General features: G+C 69.3%; 21 protein-coding genes. 10 read left to right on the forward strand and 11 right to left on the reverse strand.

The features are described 5' to 3' along the window. Nucleotides 1-39: 39 nt before the first annotated feature. From NDI86_RS09655 to htpX, 3 genes are all read right to left on the reverse strand, one after another. Nucleotides 40-456 (reverse strand): hypothetical protein, encoded by a 417-nt coding sequence (locus NDI86_RS09655; protein WP_310900215.1) that lies wholly within the window; start codon nucleotides 454-456, stop codon nucleotides 40-42. 2 nt (nucleotides 457-458) lie between these two features. Then, complete coding sequence (gene pspAB, locus NDI86_RS09660; protein ID WP_310900216.1) at nucleotides 459-1,076, reverse strand: PspA-associated protein PspAB; 618 nt, start codon at nucleotides 1,074-1,076, stop codon at nucleotides 459-461. A 462-nt stretch (nucleotides 1,077-1,538) separates the two neighbouring features. After that, nucleotides 1,539-2,414, reverse strand: a complete 876-nt coding sequence (gene htpX / locus NDI86_RS09665) for a zinc metalloprotease HtpX (protein WP_310900217.1) — start codon at nucleotides 2,412-2,414, stop codon at nucleotides 1,539-1,541. Nucleotides 2,415-2,516: 102 nt separating this feature from the next. Here htpX and NDI86_RS09670 point away from each other — a divergent pair, with 102 nt between their 5' ends. Then, the gene (locus NDI86_RS09670; RefSeq protein ID WP_310900218.1) at nucleotides 2,517-3,410 is read left to right on the forward strand and encodes an NAD-dependent epimerase/dehydratase family protein; all 894 of its coding nucleotides are present in this window, start codon (nucleotides 2,517-2,519) and stop codon (nucleotides 3,408-3,410) included. Nucleotides 3,411-3,473: 63 nt separating this feature from the next. On the opposite strand, the gene NDI86_RS09675 is transcribed toward NDI86_RS09670, so the two are convergent. Next, the gene (locus NDI86_RS09675) at nucleotides 3,474-3,686 is read right to left on the reverse strand and encodes a hypothetical protein (protein WP_310900219.1); all 213 of its coding nucleotides are present in this window, start codon (nucleotides 3,684-3,686) and stop codon (nucleotides 3,474-3,476) included. 128 nt (nucleotides 3,687-3,814) lie between these two features. Here NDI86_RS09675 and NDI86_RS09680 point away from each other — a divergent pair, with 128 nt between their 5' ends. From NDI86_RS09680 to NDI86_RS09690, 3 genes are all read left to right on the forward strand, one after another. Further along, on the forward strand, nucleotides 3,815-4,942 hold the full coding sequence (locus tag NDI86_RS09680; RefSeq protein ID WP_310900220.1) for a 60S ribosomal export protein NMD3: 1,128 nt from the start codon (nucleotides 3,815-3,817) through the stop codon (nucleotides 4,940-4,942). Continuing rightward, entirely contained in the window at nucleotides 4,935-6,017 is a 1,083-nt protein-coding gene (locus NDI86_RS09685; protein ID WP_310900221.1) for a class I SAM-dependent methyltransferase, read from the forward strand. Before NDI86_RS09680 ends, NDI86_RS09685 begins: the two co-directional genes overlap by 8 nt. 77 nt (nucleotides 6,018-6,094) lie before the next feature. Then, nucleotides 6,095-6,346, forward strand: a complete 252-nt coding sequence (locus NDI86_RS09690) for a hypothetical protein (RefSeq protein WP_310900222.1) — start codon at nucleotides 6,095-6,097, stop codon at nucleotides 6,344-6,346. Here NDI86_RS09690 and NDI86_RS09695 read toward each other — a convergent pair. Both NDI86_RS09695 and NDI86_RS09700 read right to left on the reverse strand, forming a co-directional pair. Further along, nucleotides 6,343-7,494, reverse strand: coding sequence for a tubulin/FtsZ family protein (locus tag NDI86_RS09695; RefSeq protein ID WP_310900223.1), 1,152 nt, complete (start codon nucleotides 7,492-7,494; stop codon nucleotides 6,343-6,345). The two genes, NDI86_RS09690 and NDI86_RS09695, sit on opposite strands and share 4 nt — an antisense overlap. 203 nt (nucleotides 7,495-7,697) lie before the next feature. Continuing rightward, complete coding sequence (locus NDI86_RS09700; protein ID WP_310900224.1) at nucleotides 7,698-9,416, reverse strand: helicase C-terminal domain-containing protein; 1,719 nt, start codon at nucleotides 9,414-9,416, stop codon at nucleotides 7,698-7,700. A gap of 176 nt (nucleotides 9,417-9,592) precedes the next feature. Here NDI86_RS09700 and NDI86_RS09705 point away from each other — a divergent pair, with 176 nt between their 5' ends. The 3 genes from NDI86_RS09705 (at nucleotide 9,593) to NDI86_RS09715 (ending at nucleotide 10,830) form a co-directional block, all read left to right on the forward strand. Next, nucleotides 9,593-9,787 (forward strand): cold-shock protein, encoded by a 195-nt coding sequence (locus tag NDI86_RS09705; protein WP_166967680.1) that lies wholly within the window; start codon nucleotides 9,593-9,595, stop codon nucleotides 9,785-9,787. A 333-nt stretch (nucleotides 9,788-10,120) separates the two neighbouring features. After that, nucleotides 10,121-10,423 carry an amphi-Trp domain-containing protein gene (locus NDI86_RS09710; RefSeq protein WP_310900225.1) on the forward strand — a complete coding sequence of 101 codons (303 nt, stop codon included), beginning with the start codon at nucleotides 10,121-10,123 and terminating at the stop codon, nucleotides 10,421-10,423. Further along, entirely contained in the window at nucleotides 10,423-10,830 is a 408-nt protein-coding gene (locus NDI86_RS09715; protein WP_310900226.1) for a hypothetical protein, read from the forward strand. Before NDI86_RS09710 ends, NDI86_RS09715 begins: the two co-directional genes overlap by 1 nt. Nucleotide 10,831: 1 nt before the next feature. Here the strand turns inward: NDI86_RS09715 and NDI86_RS09720 are convergent, their stop codons facing one another. From NDI86_RS09720 to NDI86_RS09730, 3 genes are read right to left on the reverse strand one after another with little or no spacing between them, the layout of a single operon-like run. Beyond that, entirely contained in the window at nucleotides 10,832-11,137 is a 306-nt protein-coding gene (locus tag NDI86_RS09720) for a DUF7521 family protein (protein WP_310900227.1), read from the reverse strand. Next, entirely contained in the window at nucleotides 11,134-11,463 is a 330-nt protein-coding gene (locus tag NDI86_RS09725; protein ID WP_310900228.1) for a hypothetical protein, read from the reverse strand. Before NDI86_RS09725 ends, NDI86_RS09720 begins: the two co-directional genes overlap by 4 nt. A 1-nt stretch (nucleotide 11,464) precedes the next feature. Then, nucleotides 11,465-11,809, reverse strand: a complete 345-nt coding sequence (locus tag NDI86_RS09730; protein ID WP_310900229.1) for an ArsR/SmtB family transcription factor — start codon at nucleotides 11,807-11,809, stop codon at nucleotides 11,465-11,467. A gap of 100 nt (nucleotides 11,810-11,909) precedes the next feature. Between NDI86_RS09730 and NDI86_RS09735 the strand changes: the two genes are divergently transcribed. After that, nucleotides 11,910-12,893, forward strand: a complete 984-nt coding sequence (locus NDI86_RS09735; protein WP_310900230.1) for a CPBP family intramembrane glutamic endopeptidase — start codon at nucleotides 11,910-11,912, stop codon at nucleotides 12,891-12,893. Here NDI86_RS09735 and NDI86_RS09740 read toward each other — a convergent pair whose 3' ends face one another. Next, nucleotides 12,894-13,100, reverse strand: a complete 207-nt coding sequence (locus NDI86_RS09740) for a DUF7561 family protein (RefSeq protein WP_310900231.1) — start codon at nucleotides 13,098-13,100, stop codon at nucleotides 12,894-12,896. A 64-nt stretch (nucleotides 13,101-13,164) separates the two neighbouring features. Between NDI86_RS09740 and NDI86_RS09745 the strand changes: the two genes are divergently transcribed. Continuing rightward, entirely contained in the window at nucleotides 13,165-14,022 is an 858-nt protein-coding gene (locus NDI86_RS09745) for a YkgJ family cysteine cluster protein (protein ID WP_310900232.1), read from the forward strand. Between the two features lie 76 nt (nucleotides 14,023-14,098). Continuing rightward, on the forward strand, nucleotides 14,099-14,830 hold the full coding sequence (locus tag NDI86_RS09750) for a DUF7530 family protein (RefSeq protein WP_310900233.1): 732 nt from the start codon (nucleotides 14,099-14,101) through the stop codon (nucleotides 14,828-14,830). On the opposite strand, the gene NDI86_RS09755 is transcribed toward NDI86_RS09750, so the two are convergent. Further along, complete coding sequence (locus tag NDI86_RS09755) at nucleotides 14,817-14,990, reverse strand: DUF5786 family protein (protein WP_310900234.1); 174 nt, start codon at nucleotides 14,988-14,990, stop codon at nucleotides 14,817-14,819. The genes NDI86_RS09750 and NDI86_RS09755 overlap by 14 nt on opposite strands. Nucleotides 14,991-15,059 lie beyond the last annotated feature (69 nt).

The raw sequence follows: 15,059 nt of genomic DNA on the forward strand, positions 1-15,059 counted from the left end.
CCGGTGCGCCGGGAGAATTCGAACTGCCGGCGCGGCGACTCAGCCGACCACGAGGGAGACGACGACACAGCCAAAGCCGGCGAATATGAGCCCGTTGACGACCAGCGGTGACAGGGGTAGCAGGCCGACGTTGCCGAGTGTCCCGACGACGGCGAGGCCGACGCCGGCGGTCATGAGCGGGCCGGCCGTCCGGAGCGACCAGTAGACGCCTCTGGGAACCGAGGCGAGTCGCGCGCCCAGTGACCGGTTCCCGTCGGGATTCTCGGCCGGTTCGAACGACGCGAGCGCCCCGCGGGAGACGGTCATGACCTCGCCCGTGTTCGCGCGCCGGCCGTCGCCGTCGGAGACGCACAATAGTGTCACGCTGTCGGCGTCGGTGCCGACGACGCGGTAGACGGTGTCGTCGTCGTCCGGGTCGGCCGAGCGCAGGTGGTCGTAGACGGCGGGGTCGGACATACTCACTCCCAGGGGTGGTCGCCCGCACGGTCGGGCCACAGCGGATACCAGAAGGCCTTGTCGGCCTCGATACTGAGTTCGCCGTCGAGCTTGCTCTCCAGTTTGAACTCCGCCGCCTGGTCGCGCTCGTGGTCGTCGTCCGGGTCGGGCGCGAACGGGTAGTACGCCCCGCGGCGGAAGGAGTACACCCAGTAGACCGGGTCGCCCGTGCGCTCGTCTTCGAAGGCAAAGAGGGCCGCCAGCAAGCGCGAGCCGTAGCGGCGCTCGATGAGCGTGTCGGCGGCGAAGTGAATCGACGTGACGAGGTCGTCGAAGTCCTCGTCGTGGAGGACGACCCAGCGGTAGCCGTGGCTGTCGCCGGTGAACTCGGCCTCCGTGCCGGTCTCTTCCTCCCCCGCGTCGAGGATGGCCTCGACTTCGTCGGTGGCCGCCTGGAAGTCCGTGCTGTCGACGTCGCCGAAACACAGCGCCGCGTCGCCGGTCGGCACGTACCCCAGTTCCGCCTCCATGGTGACGTAGGCCGTCGACATCCCGAAGAGGTCGTCGGGGTCCGCGTCCCGGGTCGCGTCGGCCTCCGCGCGCATCCCGAGGACGCTCTTGAGTCCGGAAAGCAGTCCCATACCCGATGGTGGGTTGCCGGGGATAAGGCGGTTTTCGTCCTAGGAACGGTGAGTGCTGCGAGGGCGACGTGCGAGAACGGGACGGCCGACGACAGCCAGAAAGCCCCCGACTGCTCGATGGCTGCGACTCGTTGCGGTCCTCGCTCACTTCGCTCGCTGTGGTCCTTACGTCGTCTCGCTCATCGAGCAGTCGGCCCCTTTCAGTCCCATCCGGGCGGCTGGTCAACAGTTACGGGTGGACTGAAAGGGGCGGCCGGCTACGCGACGGTGGACGACGCAAGCACCGCAGGGAGCAGGGCGACTGAGGAGCGCAGCGAGGTCGTTCGGAAGACCTCCGGTCTTCCGTGATGACGAGAGAGCTTCGCTCTCTCGAACCACCCCGAGCGTAGCCGGCCGGGGCTTTCTGGCTGTTGACGATAGTGTCGACGCTGTTAGCGGGGTGAAATCGAGAAGCGCTCCGAACTACAGTTCCCGCTCCAGATTGCGCAATCTCTCGATACGTTTCTCCGTAGAGGGGTGCGTCGAGAACAGCCGCCCGATGAATCCGGAGCGGATGGGGATGATGAAGAACGCGTTCATCTCGGACTGGCCCCGAAGGTCCTCGCTTGGCACCCGTTCCATCCCGCTGTCGATTTTCATCAGCGCGGTCGCCAGGGCGGCGGGCCGGCCGGTAATCGAGGCGCCGCCGCGGTCGGCGGCGAACTCGCGGTAGCGGCTCAGTGCGCGGATGAGCAGGAAGGAGATGACCCACACCACCAGCGAGAGCAGGATGGCGACGAAGACCGGAACCTGTTGCTGCCCGCCGCGGTCCCGGCCACCGGTAAAGAGCCAGCCCCAGCGGACCACGAGGAAGGCGATGGTCGAGAGGAACGAGGCGATAGTCATCACCATCACGTCACGGTTCTTGATGTGGGCGAGTTCGTGGGCCAGCACGCCCTCCAGTTCCTCCTCGTCGAGCAGGTTCATGATGCCGGTCGTCACGGCGACGGCGGCGTTACCCTGCGAGCGTCCGGTGGCGAAGGCGTTGGGCGTGCGCGAATCGGCGACGGCGACCTTCGGCTTGGGGAGGTCGGCCTGCTGGGCCAGTCGCTCGACGCTACGGTGGAGTTCGGGGTACTCGTCGGGCTCTACCTCGCGGGCGCCCATCGAGTACAGCGCGAGCTTGTCGCTGAAGAAGAACTGCGCGCCCATGAACAGCCCCATCACGACGACGATGGGGAGCAAGCGGTCGCCGAAGTACAGCGTGAGGACGCCCAGAAAGACGATGTAGAGCCCGAAGAGGAGGAACATCGTCAGGGCCATCCGGCCACGGAGACCCCAGTCGGTTTGCCACTGCATACGGGTAGCTACGGGGTCGAGCGGCTAAAACCCCGCTATCGTGTCCCCACACCGCACGCCCGTTTCCGCAGGCATATGTGGCGAGGGCGAGTAGGTCGGGCCATGACCGAGACAGTCGTCGTCACCGGCGGGCTGGGCCGTTCCGGGCGCTGGATATGCGACCGACTCGCCGAGGAGTACCACGTGGTCTGTGTCGACCTCGACCACCCCGGCTGGGAGATAGTCGCGCGCGAGCGCATCGACTTCCGGGCGGCGGACGTGACCGACGGCGGCGAGGTCCGGGACCTCGTGAGCGAGTTCGACCCCGCCGCCGTGGTCCACTGGGCGGCGCTGCCGTCCCCCGAGCGCCACGCCGGGAGCCGCGTCTTCGAGACTAACGTCGAGGCGACCTACACCGTGCTGGACGCCGCCGGTCGCGCCGGGGCCGATATCGTCTGGGCGTCCTCCGAGAGCGCCTACGGGCTCGCCTTCGCCGAGGAGACGCCGCTGCCGGCGTACCTCCCGATGGACGAGGCCCACCCGATGGCGCCAGAGGACCCCTACGGCGTCTCGAAGGTGGCCGGCGAGGAAGTCGCGAAGATGGTCGCCCGCCGGGACGGCGTACAGGTGGCCTCCATCCGGCCGTCGTGGATTCAGTACCCCGGCGAGTACAGTTGCCGGGACGTGGCCGCGGGCGACCTCGCCGGAGGTGCGGGCAACTGCTGGTCCTACGTCGACGCCCGCGACGTGGCCGGTATCGTCGCGGCGGCGCTGGACGCCGGGTTCGAGGGCCACGAGGCGTTCCACGCGGCGGCAGCGGACAACTACCTCGGCCGACCGACCGCCGACGTCGTCGCGGAGTTCTGGGGCGAGGTACCCGACCGCTGCGAACTCGACGGCGAGCAGTCGGCGCTCTCGACGGCGAAAGCCGACGGGCTGCTGGACTGGACACCCGAGCACTCGTGGCGCGAGGCCGCCGACGCGGACGTGGACGGACCGAGTCTGCTGGCCGAATGAGACAGGAGCCGTCCCCGTCCCAGTGACGGCGAGTGGCTGATGTTCGGCGGAGGTGAGTACGGACTACACGGTTCGGAGCCGACGCTGGACGAGGAGAGCAACCAGCGCGCCGACGGCAGTCAGACTACCGACGACCTGTCCGAGCGAGCCAAGCGCCGTGTCGAACCCCTGCGTCGCGTTCGTTATCGCACCGAGCAACAGGACACAGAGGCCGAGCTGGAACACGATAACGAGCAGGAGGTCGGTGACGGTAGGATTGTCTACTGTGGAGGGCATCGAGATGACCGTCGGAGACGAGCGGCAAAGCCCCTCCGGCCGCCAGTCCGGGTGGCGGCTCTACGGCATCGAGGTCACGCGAGCGACGGAACGCAATACGTAACCCGCTGAGTCCAGTAGACGACCCAATGAGCCGGTCAGGAGCCTTCTGTCCGAAGTGTGGCGACGAGTTCGAGCCACCCGAGGACCGCCCCGCGCTCCCGGGCGCACAGCGGGACTCCGAGCGAGTCCTCTGTGACGCCTGTTACTTCGAGGAGTTCGACCTCGTGGACGCCCCCGAGACCATCGAGGTGCGCGTCTGCAGCCAATGTGGGGCGGTCCACCGGGGGAACCGCTGGGTCGACGTGGGGGCGGAGGACTACACCGACATCGCCGTCGAGCAGGTCAGCGAGGCGCTGGGCGTCCACGTCGACGCCGAGGCCGTCGAGTGGTCGGTCGCGCCCGAGCAACTCGACCGCAACAACATCCGCATGCACACGGAGTTTTCGGGCGTGGTCCGGGGGACGCCGGTCCACGAGCAGGTGTCCGTCCCGGTGCGCATCTCCCGACAGACCTGCAAGCGCTGCGGGAAGATAGCCGGCGGCTCCTTCGCCAGCGTCGTCCAGGTCCGGGCCGACGGCCGGGACCCGACCGACGAGGAGGTCGACCGGGCGAAGACCATCGCCCAGGAGTACATCGCCGAGCGGGAGGCGACGGGCGACCGCAACGCCTTCATCACCGAGACGAATGTCATCGACGACGGGCTGAACATGAAGATATCGACGAACCAGATGGGCCACGGCATCGCCAAGCGCATCACGGCCCAGCTTGGCGGGAGCTATTCGGACTCGAAGCGCCTCATCACCGAGGACGAGGACGGTCAGAAGCTCTACCGGATGACCTACGCCGTCCGCCTCCCGCGCTACCGGCAGGGCGAGATAATCGACCCGGAGGACGGCGACGGCCCCGTGCTGGTACGGTCGGTCCAGGGCAACCTCAAGGGCGTCCGACTCGCCACCGGCGAGCACTACGAGGCCCGCTTCGAGGAGGGCGAGGCCCCCGACGCCCGCCGGCTGGGCTTCCGCGAGGACGGCGTCCCGACGACGCTGGTCGCCGTCGAGGACGACAACGCCGTCCAGGTGTTAGACCCGGAGACCTTCGAGAGCGTGACCGTGCCGCGGCCCGACTACCTCGACACCGACGCCGACGAGGTCCCGGTCGTCAAGAGCCGGGCGGGGCTGTACGTCCTGCCGGCCGAGAGCGACGACGATGAGTGAGGGGCCAGCCGACGGGGATGCTCCGGAGTCCCCCGGCGAGCGACAGCTGGCCGTCGTCGTCGGTAAACCCCGCGCGGAGTCGGTCATCGACGCGCTGGAGGCGGAGGGGGTCTACGACGACGGCCGGCACGTCCAGTCGTGGGACGGCGACGGCGTGGCGGTCCCCGTGACCGCGCCGCCGGAGACCGTCGAGGTGCGCGAGGTCGTCCAGCAGGTCGGCGAGCGCCGACTGCGCTCGCTCGCGGACCACCTCAGACAGCGCGGGTGGAGCGAGGAGGAACTCGACGCCGCCCCCTCCTCGTGGGCGGTCGTCGGGAGCGTCGTCCTCGTGGCGATGGGCGACGCGCCCCGGCCCGGCGAGGTCGGCGAGGCGCTGCTGGCGCTACACGGCGAGGCCGACACCGTGCTGGCCCGCAACGGCATCGGCGGCGCCCACCGCGAGCCAGATGTCACCGTTATCGCGGGCGAGGGCGACACGGAGACGGTCCACACCGAACACGGCACCGAGTACGGACTCGACCTCGCCGAGGTGATGTTCTCGCCGGGGAACAAGGCCGAGCGGGCGCGGATGGGAGATATCGTCGAGGCCGGCGAACGCGTCCTCGATATGTTCGCCGGCATCGGCTACTTCACGCTGCCGATGGCACGGGCCGGCGCCGATGTCGTCGCCGTCGAGCGCAACCCGACCGCCTTCCGCTACCTGGTCGAGAACACGATGCGCAACGGCGTCGCCGACCGGGTCGAGAGCTACCGGGCCGACTGTCGGGACGTGCTCGCGACGGGGCTCGACGCCTTCGGCGACGCGGCTACCGTCGACCGCGCCGTGCTGGGCTACTACGACGCGACCGACCCCGAGGCGGGGTATCTCGACCACGCGCTGGCGGCGCTCGCGCCCGGCGGCACACTCCACGTCCACGAGACGACGCCGGAGCAGTTGGTCTTCGAGCGACCCGTCGAGCGACTCGAAGCGGCCGCCGCCGACGCGGGCCGGCCGGTCGAGGTACTGGACACCAGACGCGTCAAGAGCCACAGCGAGGGCGTCGTCCACGTGGTCGTGGACGCGCGGGTCGACTGAACGAGGCCTCCCGACGCGTCGGGCCCTGTCACAGCTGGTACGCAACTGATAATAACGGGAAACTATCATAGTGAACTATGCCCGCGACGACCGGCGGCTCACACGCCTTCGCGTCCTTCGCGACGCTCGTTCTCGGCACGTTGCTCTCGAAGTACATCTGGGACCTCATGCCCCCGCTGGGCGAGGCGTCGCTGTACGTCATCGCGGCGATTCGGTCGCTGACGGGCGCGCCGCTCCCCGTCAGTGAGGAGTTCGCGGGGACAGTGGTCGTGATGGTCGCTATCTCGTTCGTGTGGGGCGTCGTCTACCACCTCGGCCGCCACGACTAGAACAGCGGCTCCAGGTCCCCCTCGCCGCTCCACAGGAGGTCCGAGAGCCTGTCGTCGGCCGTCTCGCTGACCTCGCGCATCGAGCGCTGGGTCTCGATGGCGACGGCCTGGAGTTCCTTGACCCGCGGAACGTCGCTCACGCCCGAGAGCAACACCGCCGCCGCCACCTCGTCGGCGTCGGGCACCGGGAAGTCCCCGCCCCGGACCTCCATCGTCCCCGTGGCGTCTTCGAGCCACGTGCGGGCCTTCTCGATGCCGCCCCGCGAGAGCATCTCGGGCGGCCCGGCGACGACCACCAGCGCGCGCTCGGCGCTGGTAATCTCGCAGGGCAGCGTGAGCCGCCCCAGCGTCGCCTGGCGGACCGTCGCCATGATGCGCTGGGTCGCCTCGCTGGTGTCCGGGCGGCCCTTGCCGCCGAACAGCCCGCGCTTGCGTTCGAGGGGGGAACTGGCGTAGCCGAAGGTCGAGACGCCGCCCGACGCCAGCGTGTTGATTATCTCGCTGGCGTCGACGACCTGCTCGGGGACCGCCGAGCCGTCGGTCTCGCCGGCGGCGAAGAGGACGCCAAAGCGGCGGGCCAGGTCCTCGTTGGCGCGGGCGAAACCCGACGAGAGGCTGTCGTACCCTTTCGCCATCGTGTCGTTGTCGTAGACCACGAGGTTGTCCACCTCGCGGACGAACGTCTGGAACGAGCGGGCGGCGTTGAGCGTGTAGATGCCGCCCTCGTCTTTTCCCGGGAGCAACCCGAGGCCGTACACCGGCTCCTCGTAGCGCCGGCGCAGTTCCTTCGCGAGATACGGCGCGACGCCGGAGCCGGTGCCGCCGCCGAGCCCGGCGACCAGCAGGAACGCGTCGATTTCGTGACTGGGCATCCCGGCGACGGCGTCCATGACGACCTCGCTGTCGTCGGCCGCGATTTCGGCGCCGAGTTCGTTGTCGGCGCCGACGCCGTGGCCCTTGACGCGGTCGGTCCCGATGAGCAGGCGCTTCTCGACGGGGACCCGTCGCAGGCCCAGCAGGTCGGCCTTGGCGGTGTTGACCGCGAGCGCGTCGACGACGATGTCGCTGTCAGTCCGGTCGGCGTACTCCAGAAAGGCGTCGGCCACCTTGCCACCCGCCTGTCCGACCCCGATAAGTGCGAGACGCATGTGGTGACAGTGCGGGAGTATCGGCTTAAGGGTATGGCTCGCATCTGGGACGAGAATGGCGAGCCGACAGACGTGGTGGCCGGTCGTAACGCCTAATTGAATGTCGGCGAAACGGGCCGCATGGACAGGCAGCAGATACTCGCCGTCATCCTCGTGTTGCTGATGGTCGGCTCCTCGTTCATCTACGGCGCGTCGTTCCTTCTCTAGTCCCACACGTCCGAGAGGGGGTGGCTGCCGCTCGACCGGGAGCGGTCGTGACGCCGTTTCGCGCCCGCCGAGACGCCGGCGAGCGCCCGGTCGGGCGCGAACCCGGGCAGGTCTGGCTCGGCGAGGCGGTCGACCTGCGCGGCGAACCAGTCGGGCATATCGGTGCGAGCGCGCTCGAAGAGGTCCACGAGCGACGAGTCCGCGAGGTAGGTCGCCCCGTGGTCGTCGGGCGCCCGCACCACGCGCCCGCAGGCCTGGATGACGGTCCGCAGCGCCGTCCGGTAGTACCAGCCCCACTGGCCGTCCTCCAGCCGGCGGGCCACGCGTGAGTCGCGGGTGTTCGGGTAGGGCGCCTTGCACAGCACCTGCCAGCGACAGAGGTCCCCCTCCAGGTCCAGCGCCTCCTCCATCTTCACCGAGAGAAAGAGGTCGGGGTTGTCGCTGCGTTTCCAGGCCGACAGCGCGCCGTCACGGTCCTCGGTGTCGTGGCTCCGAACCCGCGGGCCGACGCCGAACTCCGTGAGCAGGTCGTCGAGTTGCTCCTGAATCGCATACGAGTGACAGTGGACCAGCCCCTTCTCGTCGGGGTGGCGCGCCATCGCGCGAACGATGGCACGCGCCACTTTGGGGAGGGTGTCGTCGCGGTGTTCGTAGGTCATCTTCCCCTGCGTGACGTCGTACAGCGGCCGGTTCTCGACGGGGAAGGTGTGACCGACCTCCACCAGCGCCACGTCCGCGGGGTCCAGCCCGACGTTCCGGCAGAAGGCGTCCTTGTTCAGGATGGTGGCCGACAGGAGCGCGAAGCGGTTCCCGCGGTCCCAGACGGTGTGTTTGAGGTACTTCTCGGGGTTCATCGGCTTGACCGTCACCGGCGCGCCCTCGCCGCCGTTCTGGTCGACGACCCACGTGGTCGCGCTCTCGGGGTCCCGGTAGTCCTCCTGGAACCACGAGAGGTCCCCGCGAAGCTGGTTCAGCGAGTCCCGTTCGGCCACCTCGTCGGGGGTCAGTTCGGCGTTGCCCCGAAGTTCCTTCACGCGCCGTTCGGTGACGTGTTCGATGCGTTCGGCGAACCGGACGGCCTCGTCCAGCCCGTCTAAGTCGGGCACGTCGAGGTCGCCCCAGAACGGAATGGTCGCGGGCGACAGTTCGATGGTGGCGTACATCTCGGCCCACTCGCCCAGCCCGTGGGCCTCGTCGACGACGACCACGTCGCGTTTCCCGAACACGTCGCTGCCGGCGGTCTGCATGAAGTACGCCAGCGTCATCGCGGCGATGCGGCGGTTCGAGGCGATGGCCCTATCCGAGAAGTACGGACACCGGTGTTTGACCTGGCAGTCGAACTCCCGCTCTCGCACGCAGGGGGCCTGGTCGACCGGCGTGTCCGTCTCGCCGGGGAGGATGCAGTCGTAGTTGTTCTTCCCGCGGATGACACAGAGGTCCGAGAGCAGGGCGTCCTCGGCCACGTCGTCTAGCTGTGAGACCTGCGGCGTCGTGTAGTAGGCATCACAGACCTGTTCCGGGGCGGCCTCGCCGGCGGTGCGGGCGCAACCGGCGATGGCTCTCGCGAGCAGGGATTTGCCGCTGCCCGTCGGGGCCCGGACCAGCACCACGTCCTTGCCGCGTTCGAAGGCCGCGCGGATGTCGGCGAGCGCCTGCTCCTGGTTGCCCCGATAGCTCGGGGCCGGGAACTCGTCGTGAATCCGCGCCGGGTACACGGGCGAACCGAACGCCCCGGTCGGGGTAAACCTTTCCTGTCGGGCGGTGGAGACGGGGAGCGGTCGACGGCGACGTGGGCCGGCGTCAGCGGCGTGTCGAGTGTTCACACCCACTCGGTCGTGGTACTGGTACCCTCGGAACTCTTATACATATACCCCCTGTACGCTTGTTTGCAATGGCAAACGGCAAGGTTGATTTCTTCAACGACACTGGCGGCTACGGTTTCATCTCGACTGAGGACGCGGACGAGGACGTTTTCTTCCACATGGAGGACGTCGGCGGCCCGGACCTCGAAGAAGGCGAGGAGATAGAGTTCGACATCGAACAGGCCGACAAGGGCCCCCGCGCGACGAACGTCGTCCGCAACTAAGGCAGATTTCCGGTCGCCAGCGGGCGACCACGTCTACCACTTTGTTTCCGTACCACCACTCCGGAGCGGTCGCGCCGTCCGGACCGCCCGGCGACTCGCGGCGTAGTATATAAAAATCGGGGCCGGACTGCCGGCCCTGCGACCGGCGGCGCTGTTATACGGACGGCGGGAGTCGACTGTAGAGCGCCGGCGTCGGTCCCGCGTCCGGCCCGCCACCGACAGCGGTTCCGTCCCCGCGTCCGGCCCTCCATGGCCACCCAGGCGGTCCCCCCACCGCCGTCCCCCCGTTCGAACACAGTGTTAATTAGTTGACAGCTCGTAGCCGGCGGTACGATGGCAGACACGACCAGTCACGAGACGGAGCTGACCAGAGCGGAGACAGCCGAGTTCCTGCGTGCAATCGCCGACGAACTGGACGCCGAGAGAGAGCGCATCCGGGTCGCTATCGGGAACAAGCGCGTCCAGCTCTCGCCGCCCGAACGCATCGCCACGGAGGCGACGGTGACGGAGCGGTCGCGCCGGCTCCGGAAGGACGTCGAGGAACTGGAACTCCGGTTCAAGTGGACGCCGACGAAGGCGACGGCGGAGGCGGCGGCCGACGGGGGCACCGCGGGGAACGACGGCCGGTCAGAGTGATGGCGGAGCCGCCGGTCGGCCCGGTCCTGCAGGCGGGGGTCGCGACGGAGTCCGTCGTCAGCGGTGTCCTCGTCTTCATCGTGAGCCTGCTGGTCGGGACGGTGGCGATAACGCTCGGCGCGCAGGTGCTCGTCGACCGGGACACGGGCTTCGGGCGGGCGGCGGTCACGGCCCTCCTGGGCGCGCTCGTCTACGCGCTGGTGGGCGTCTTTCTGGGCTGGATTCCGCTGCTGGGCCCGATACTGATGTTCGTCGCCTGGGTCGGCGTCATCAACTGGCAGTACCCCGGCGGCTGGGGGACGGCGCTTGGCATCGCCTTCGTGGCCTGGCTCGCCGCCGTCCTCATCCTCTATGGCCTCGCGTTGCTGGGCATCGCGACCGACGCGTTCGGCATTCCCGGGGTGTGACTCACCCGCGGAGGAGCGCGTACAGCACGGCACAGAGCCCCGCGACGGTCACGAGGCCGCGGGCGAGCAACACCACGCCCGCGTCGGCGCCGGCGAGAGACGCCACCGCCACGGCGAGGAAGACGCCGCCGGTCAGCAGCCCGATACCGACGGCGAGCGCCCGCATCTTCGGCGCGTCGTTGCGCCGGAACCCACGGTAGGCCAGCGCCGCGACGAACAGGCCGACGGCGGCCGTCAGCGCCCGCGAGGCCCACGCGACGGTCGCCGGGGCGAACAGGTCACCGAGCGCGAGCGAGGCCGCCGTCACCGCGACCCACCTCCGTAGACCGCCCGGAGGATGGTCCCGAGGCCCAGCAGTTCACAGCCGCTCACCAGCAGCGAGCGGCCGACGACGCCCACCTCGGTGACCGTCGGCAGCACGACCCGGAGCAGTTCCGGAATCGCCGTCAGCATGACGAGGCCGACGGCGAGCACCAGCATGCCGCGCCGGCCCGGGCCGCGACGGTACCCCCGGACGAGCACCGCGGCGACGGCCACCGAGAGCGCGACGGCGAGCGCGGAGAGCGCGAGGACGGCGACGGCGAGCGACGGCGCCGCCCCGGTCGCGCGCAGTTGCAACAGCGCCCCCGACATCTCAGGACAACCCCTCGAACAGGTCGGTAAAGCGGTCGGCCGGATCGGCGCCGTCGCGGGTGACCGTCACCTCGTAGCGCCCGTCGGCGAAGGTGACGGTCACGTCCTCGACGGTGGCGACGTAGCGCTTGTAGTGGTGGCCGTCGGGGTCGAGCGCTTGCTCCTCGGCCACGAGGTCGGCCGTCTGCAGTCGGTCCAGGCGGCGGTAGGCCGTGGCGTCGGACATCCCGCAGGCGGTACAGAGTTCGGAGACGGACATCGGTTCGGTGGTGAGTTCGGCGAGGATGGCCCGCGCGTACTCGTCGTCGAGCAACGCGAGGAGTTCGTCGTCGCCGCCCTCGTCCATACGCTCATCACCGACGCCGGGGGAATAAAAAGCCCCCACCGGCTTCCGGGGCGGAAGCCGTACGACGGCGGCTACAACAGTGGCGACCGTCGGTCGGAGCATGTCCCCGAACTCGACAGCGAACCGGACCGTCCCGACGCTTCGGCGGGCCTGGCAGTGGCTCGTCTGGCCGGTGTGGAACCGCGACCAGCGCCGACTCCGCGCGCCGCTGCGTGCGGTGGCGCCTCTGGTGTGTTCGTTCCTGGCGCTGGCGCTCCTCCAGCCGGCCATCAGGGCACAGTTCGACCATCCCGTCGTCGAAGCCGTCGAGGCGCTCGCGCTCGCGGCCGTGCTGGTCGGGACCGTCCTCGGCAGCGCGCGGTTGCTCGACCGGCGACCCGTCGCCGACTACGGCCTGTCGCTCGACCGGCAGTGGTGGCGGTCGTTCGCCGTCGGTGGCGCAGTAGCGACGGCGCTCCACGCCGGCGCCCTGGCCGTCGCGGTGGCGGCCGGGTGGGCGACCATCACTGGGGTGGCCGGCGGCGCCGGCGCGCTCCCGTTCCCGGCGGCGATGGCCGTGGTGTTCGCCTACGTCGCCGTCGCCGCGTCGTGGGAGGAGTTTATCTTCCGGGGCGCGATGCTGTCGAACCTCGCCGAAGGCGCCGACGGCTACGTCCCGCGGTGGGCGGCCGCCGCCGTCGCCGTCTGTTGTAGTTCGGCCGTCTTCGCCGCGCTCCACGCCGGGAAGATAACCGACCCCGCCCAGTACGGCTACTACCTGCTGGCCGGCCTCGTCCTCGGCGGCGTGTACGCCCTGACCGGCGACCTCGCCCTGCCGATGGGGTTTCACGTCTGGTACAACTACGCGATGAGCGCGGTGTTCGGCCTCGGCGTCTCACAGCGGACGCCGGAACTGCTCGTCGTCGACCTCGTGGGCCCGACGCGCTGGGTCGGCGAGACCGGACTGCTCCACGTCGGTTTCGCCGCCGTCGGCGGGGTCGCGTTGCTCGCGTACGTCCGCTGGCGGGACGGCCCGCTCCGCGTGGCCGACGACGTGACCCGGTGGACCGGTGGCGGGGCCAAGAGCGAAGACACCGGTACCTGACTACGCCAGGTCCCTGACGTCCGCCGCCCGCACCTCGCGGTCGTCGGGCAGGCGGTCGATGCAGTCGTAACAGAGCAGGTGTTCGGTGCCGTCGGCAAGTTCGAGGATGATGCCCTCCGTGGGGCGACTCTCCTGTGTCCAGATGTTGGCGATGCCGCCGCCGATGGACACCGAGTCGTCACAGCCGTCACAGGTGTCCGAGGCCATACCCCGGCTAGCGGCCTCGCGCCTAAGGCCCTTCCTTTTGGTGTCGGCCCGCCTACACGAACGTATGGAGGTCGACTGCGAGGGGTGTGCGGGCTGTTGTATCGACTGGCGACCGCTCACCGGCCGCGACATCGACCACGAGCGACGGGGGCCGTTCGAGCCGCTCGACGACGCGTACAACCTCGTCCCTCTCGCCCGCGAGGAGGTCCGGGCGTTCGTCGACGCGGGCTACGGCGACGCCCTGCGCCCGCGGCTGTGGCGGGCCGACGACGACCGCAGCGTCACGCTCGACGGGGTAGACGTGGCGGCTATCGACGGCCGACCCGTCTTCTTCGTCGGCCTCCGGAAACCGCCCAAACCCGTCGCCCCGTTCGACCGGCCGACGACGTGGCTCCGTAGCTGTGTCTTTCTGGACCCGACGACGCTGCAGTGTCGTGTCCACGACGACGACCTGTACCCCGACGCCTGCGCGACGTATCCCGGCGAGAACCTGCTGCTCGAAACCGAGTCCGAGTGCGAGCGCGTCGAGTCGGTCCACGGCGGCCGGCGGCTGCTCGACGACGAGCCCCCGGACGTGACGCCGCGCTTTGGCCCCGGTGCGGTCGGCGAGCGCGTCTTCGCCCATCCCGAGCCCGACCGGGTGGAGAGCAGGGTCGGGCGCTTTCGCGACGGCGACCCGACCCCCGAGGACCGCGCGGAGTTCGTCGCCGTCGCCGCCGCGTCGAGTCCGGGGACGCTCGCGGTCAACGGCGAGCGCTACGAGCAGGCCCTCGAAGCGGTGCTGCGGGCCGATTCGTGGGCCGGCCGCGCCATCGACCGCTGGGAGCGGGCCGCCGTCGCGGACGGAAAGCGCGCTAGGGACGCTCCCGACCCCGGTGTCGTGGAGGACGCCGACGGCGCACCCTCGACGCCAGGGTGGTGACCGGGCGGACAGCGCATTTTAACAGCCTGCGGGCCTCCGTGTGGGACATGCACGTACAGCCGGGCGGGGACAAGCGGTGAGCAGCGAGACCCCCCATCCCGACTACGGCGAGACGTGGGTGTACGAGAGCATCGTCGGCGCCCTGCCGGGCATCCGCCTGCCCACGTGGGCGGCACTCGCCATCCAGCTGGTCGTCTTCGAGGTCGCCGTCGTCGGCCTGTCGTGGTACTACGACACCTGGAACGTCGCCATCGCGGCGACGGCGGTCATCTTCGTCGCCACCGTCGGCAGCGTCGAGATGCTGCGAATCAGCACGCTCGTCCGGCGTATCGACGTCCCGCCGACCTACCGGGCGCTGCTCTTTTCCTCGAACATGGAGGTGGTGCTCGCGGTGCTTGCCTACATCGCCCTGCTCGTACACATCTTCGTGTTCAACCCCCAGCGAGCCAGCGAGCCGCTGCTGACGACGCTCTTTGGCCCGGAGCCGCCGGTGCTCGTGGTGTATCTCATGTTGCTCATCCTCTGGGACATCTGCTACCGCATCGGCACCGGCTGGTGGGCCTCCGTGACTGGCCTCTGGCGGTCGCTACGCTTTCGCTTCGAGCCCGACACCGCCCGGGTGTTCCAGCGAGCGGACATCGAGACGTGGGGCTTTGGCGTCCTCCAACTCGTGCTGGTTCCGTTCGTCCTCGACCAGCGGGTGCTGCTCGCGGCGCTGCTCGCCCACGTGGCCGCCGTCACGGTCGTCACTGGGGCCTCTGTGGCGCTGTTACAGGTCAGGTCCAGAAGCCGCCTCAGTCGGAGTTGATCTGCTTGAACTGGTCCAGCAGCTCCTCGGTAGACTCGCCGCTGTCGTAGCTCACCTTACCGTGATACGCCGTCCGGTCGTCGTCCTCCGACAGCTCCACTTCGCTGTTCTTGCGCTCACGGCGTTCGTGTTCGTCGTTGTCGTACGCTCCCATAGACATAGGTTACCACACTATAGTTTGTGTGGTAGTGACTATCAATGTAACGGTGGCCCCCCACCTTTTTCGTCG

Source organism: Haloarcula onubensis (genome assembly GCF_031624605.1).
GTDB classification, from domain to species: domain Archaea; phylum Halobacteriota; class Halobacteria; order Halobacteriales; family Haloarculaceae; genus Haloarcula; species Haloarcula onubensis.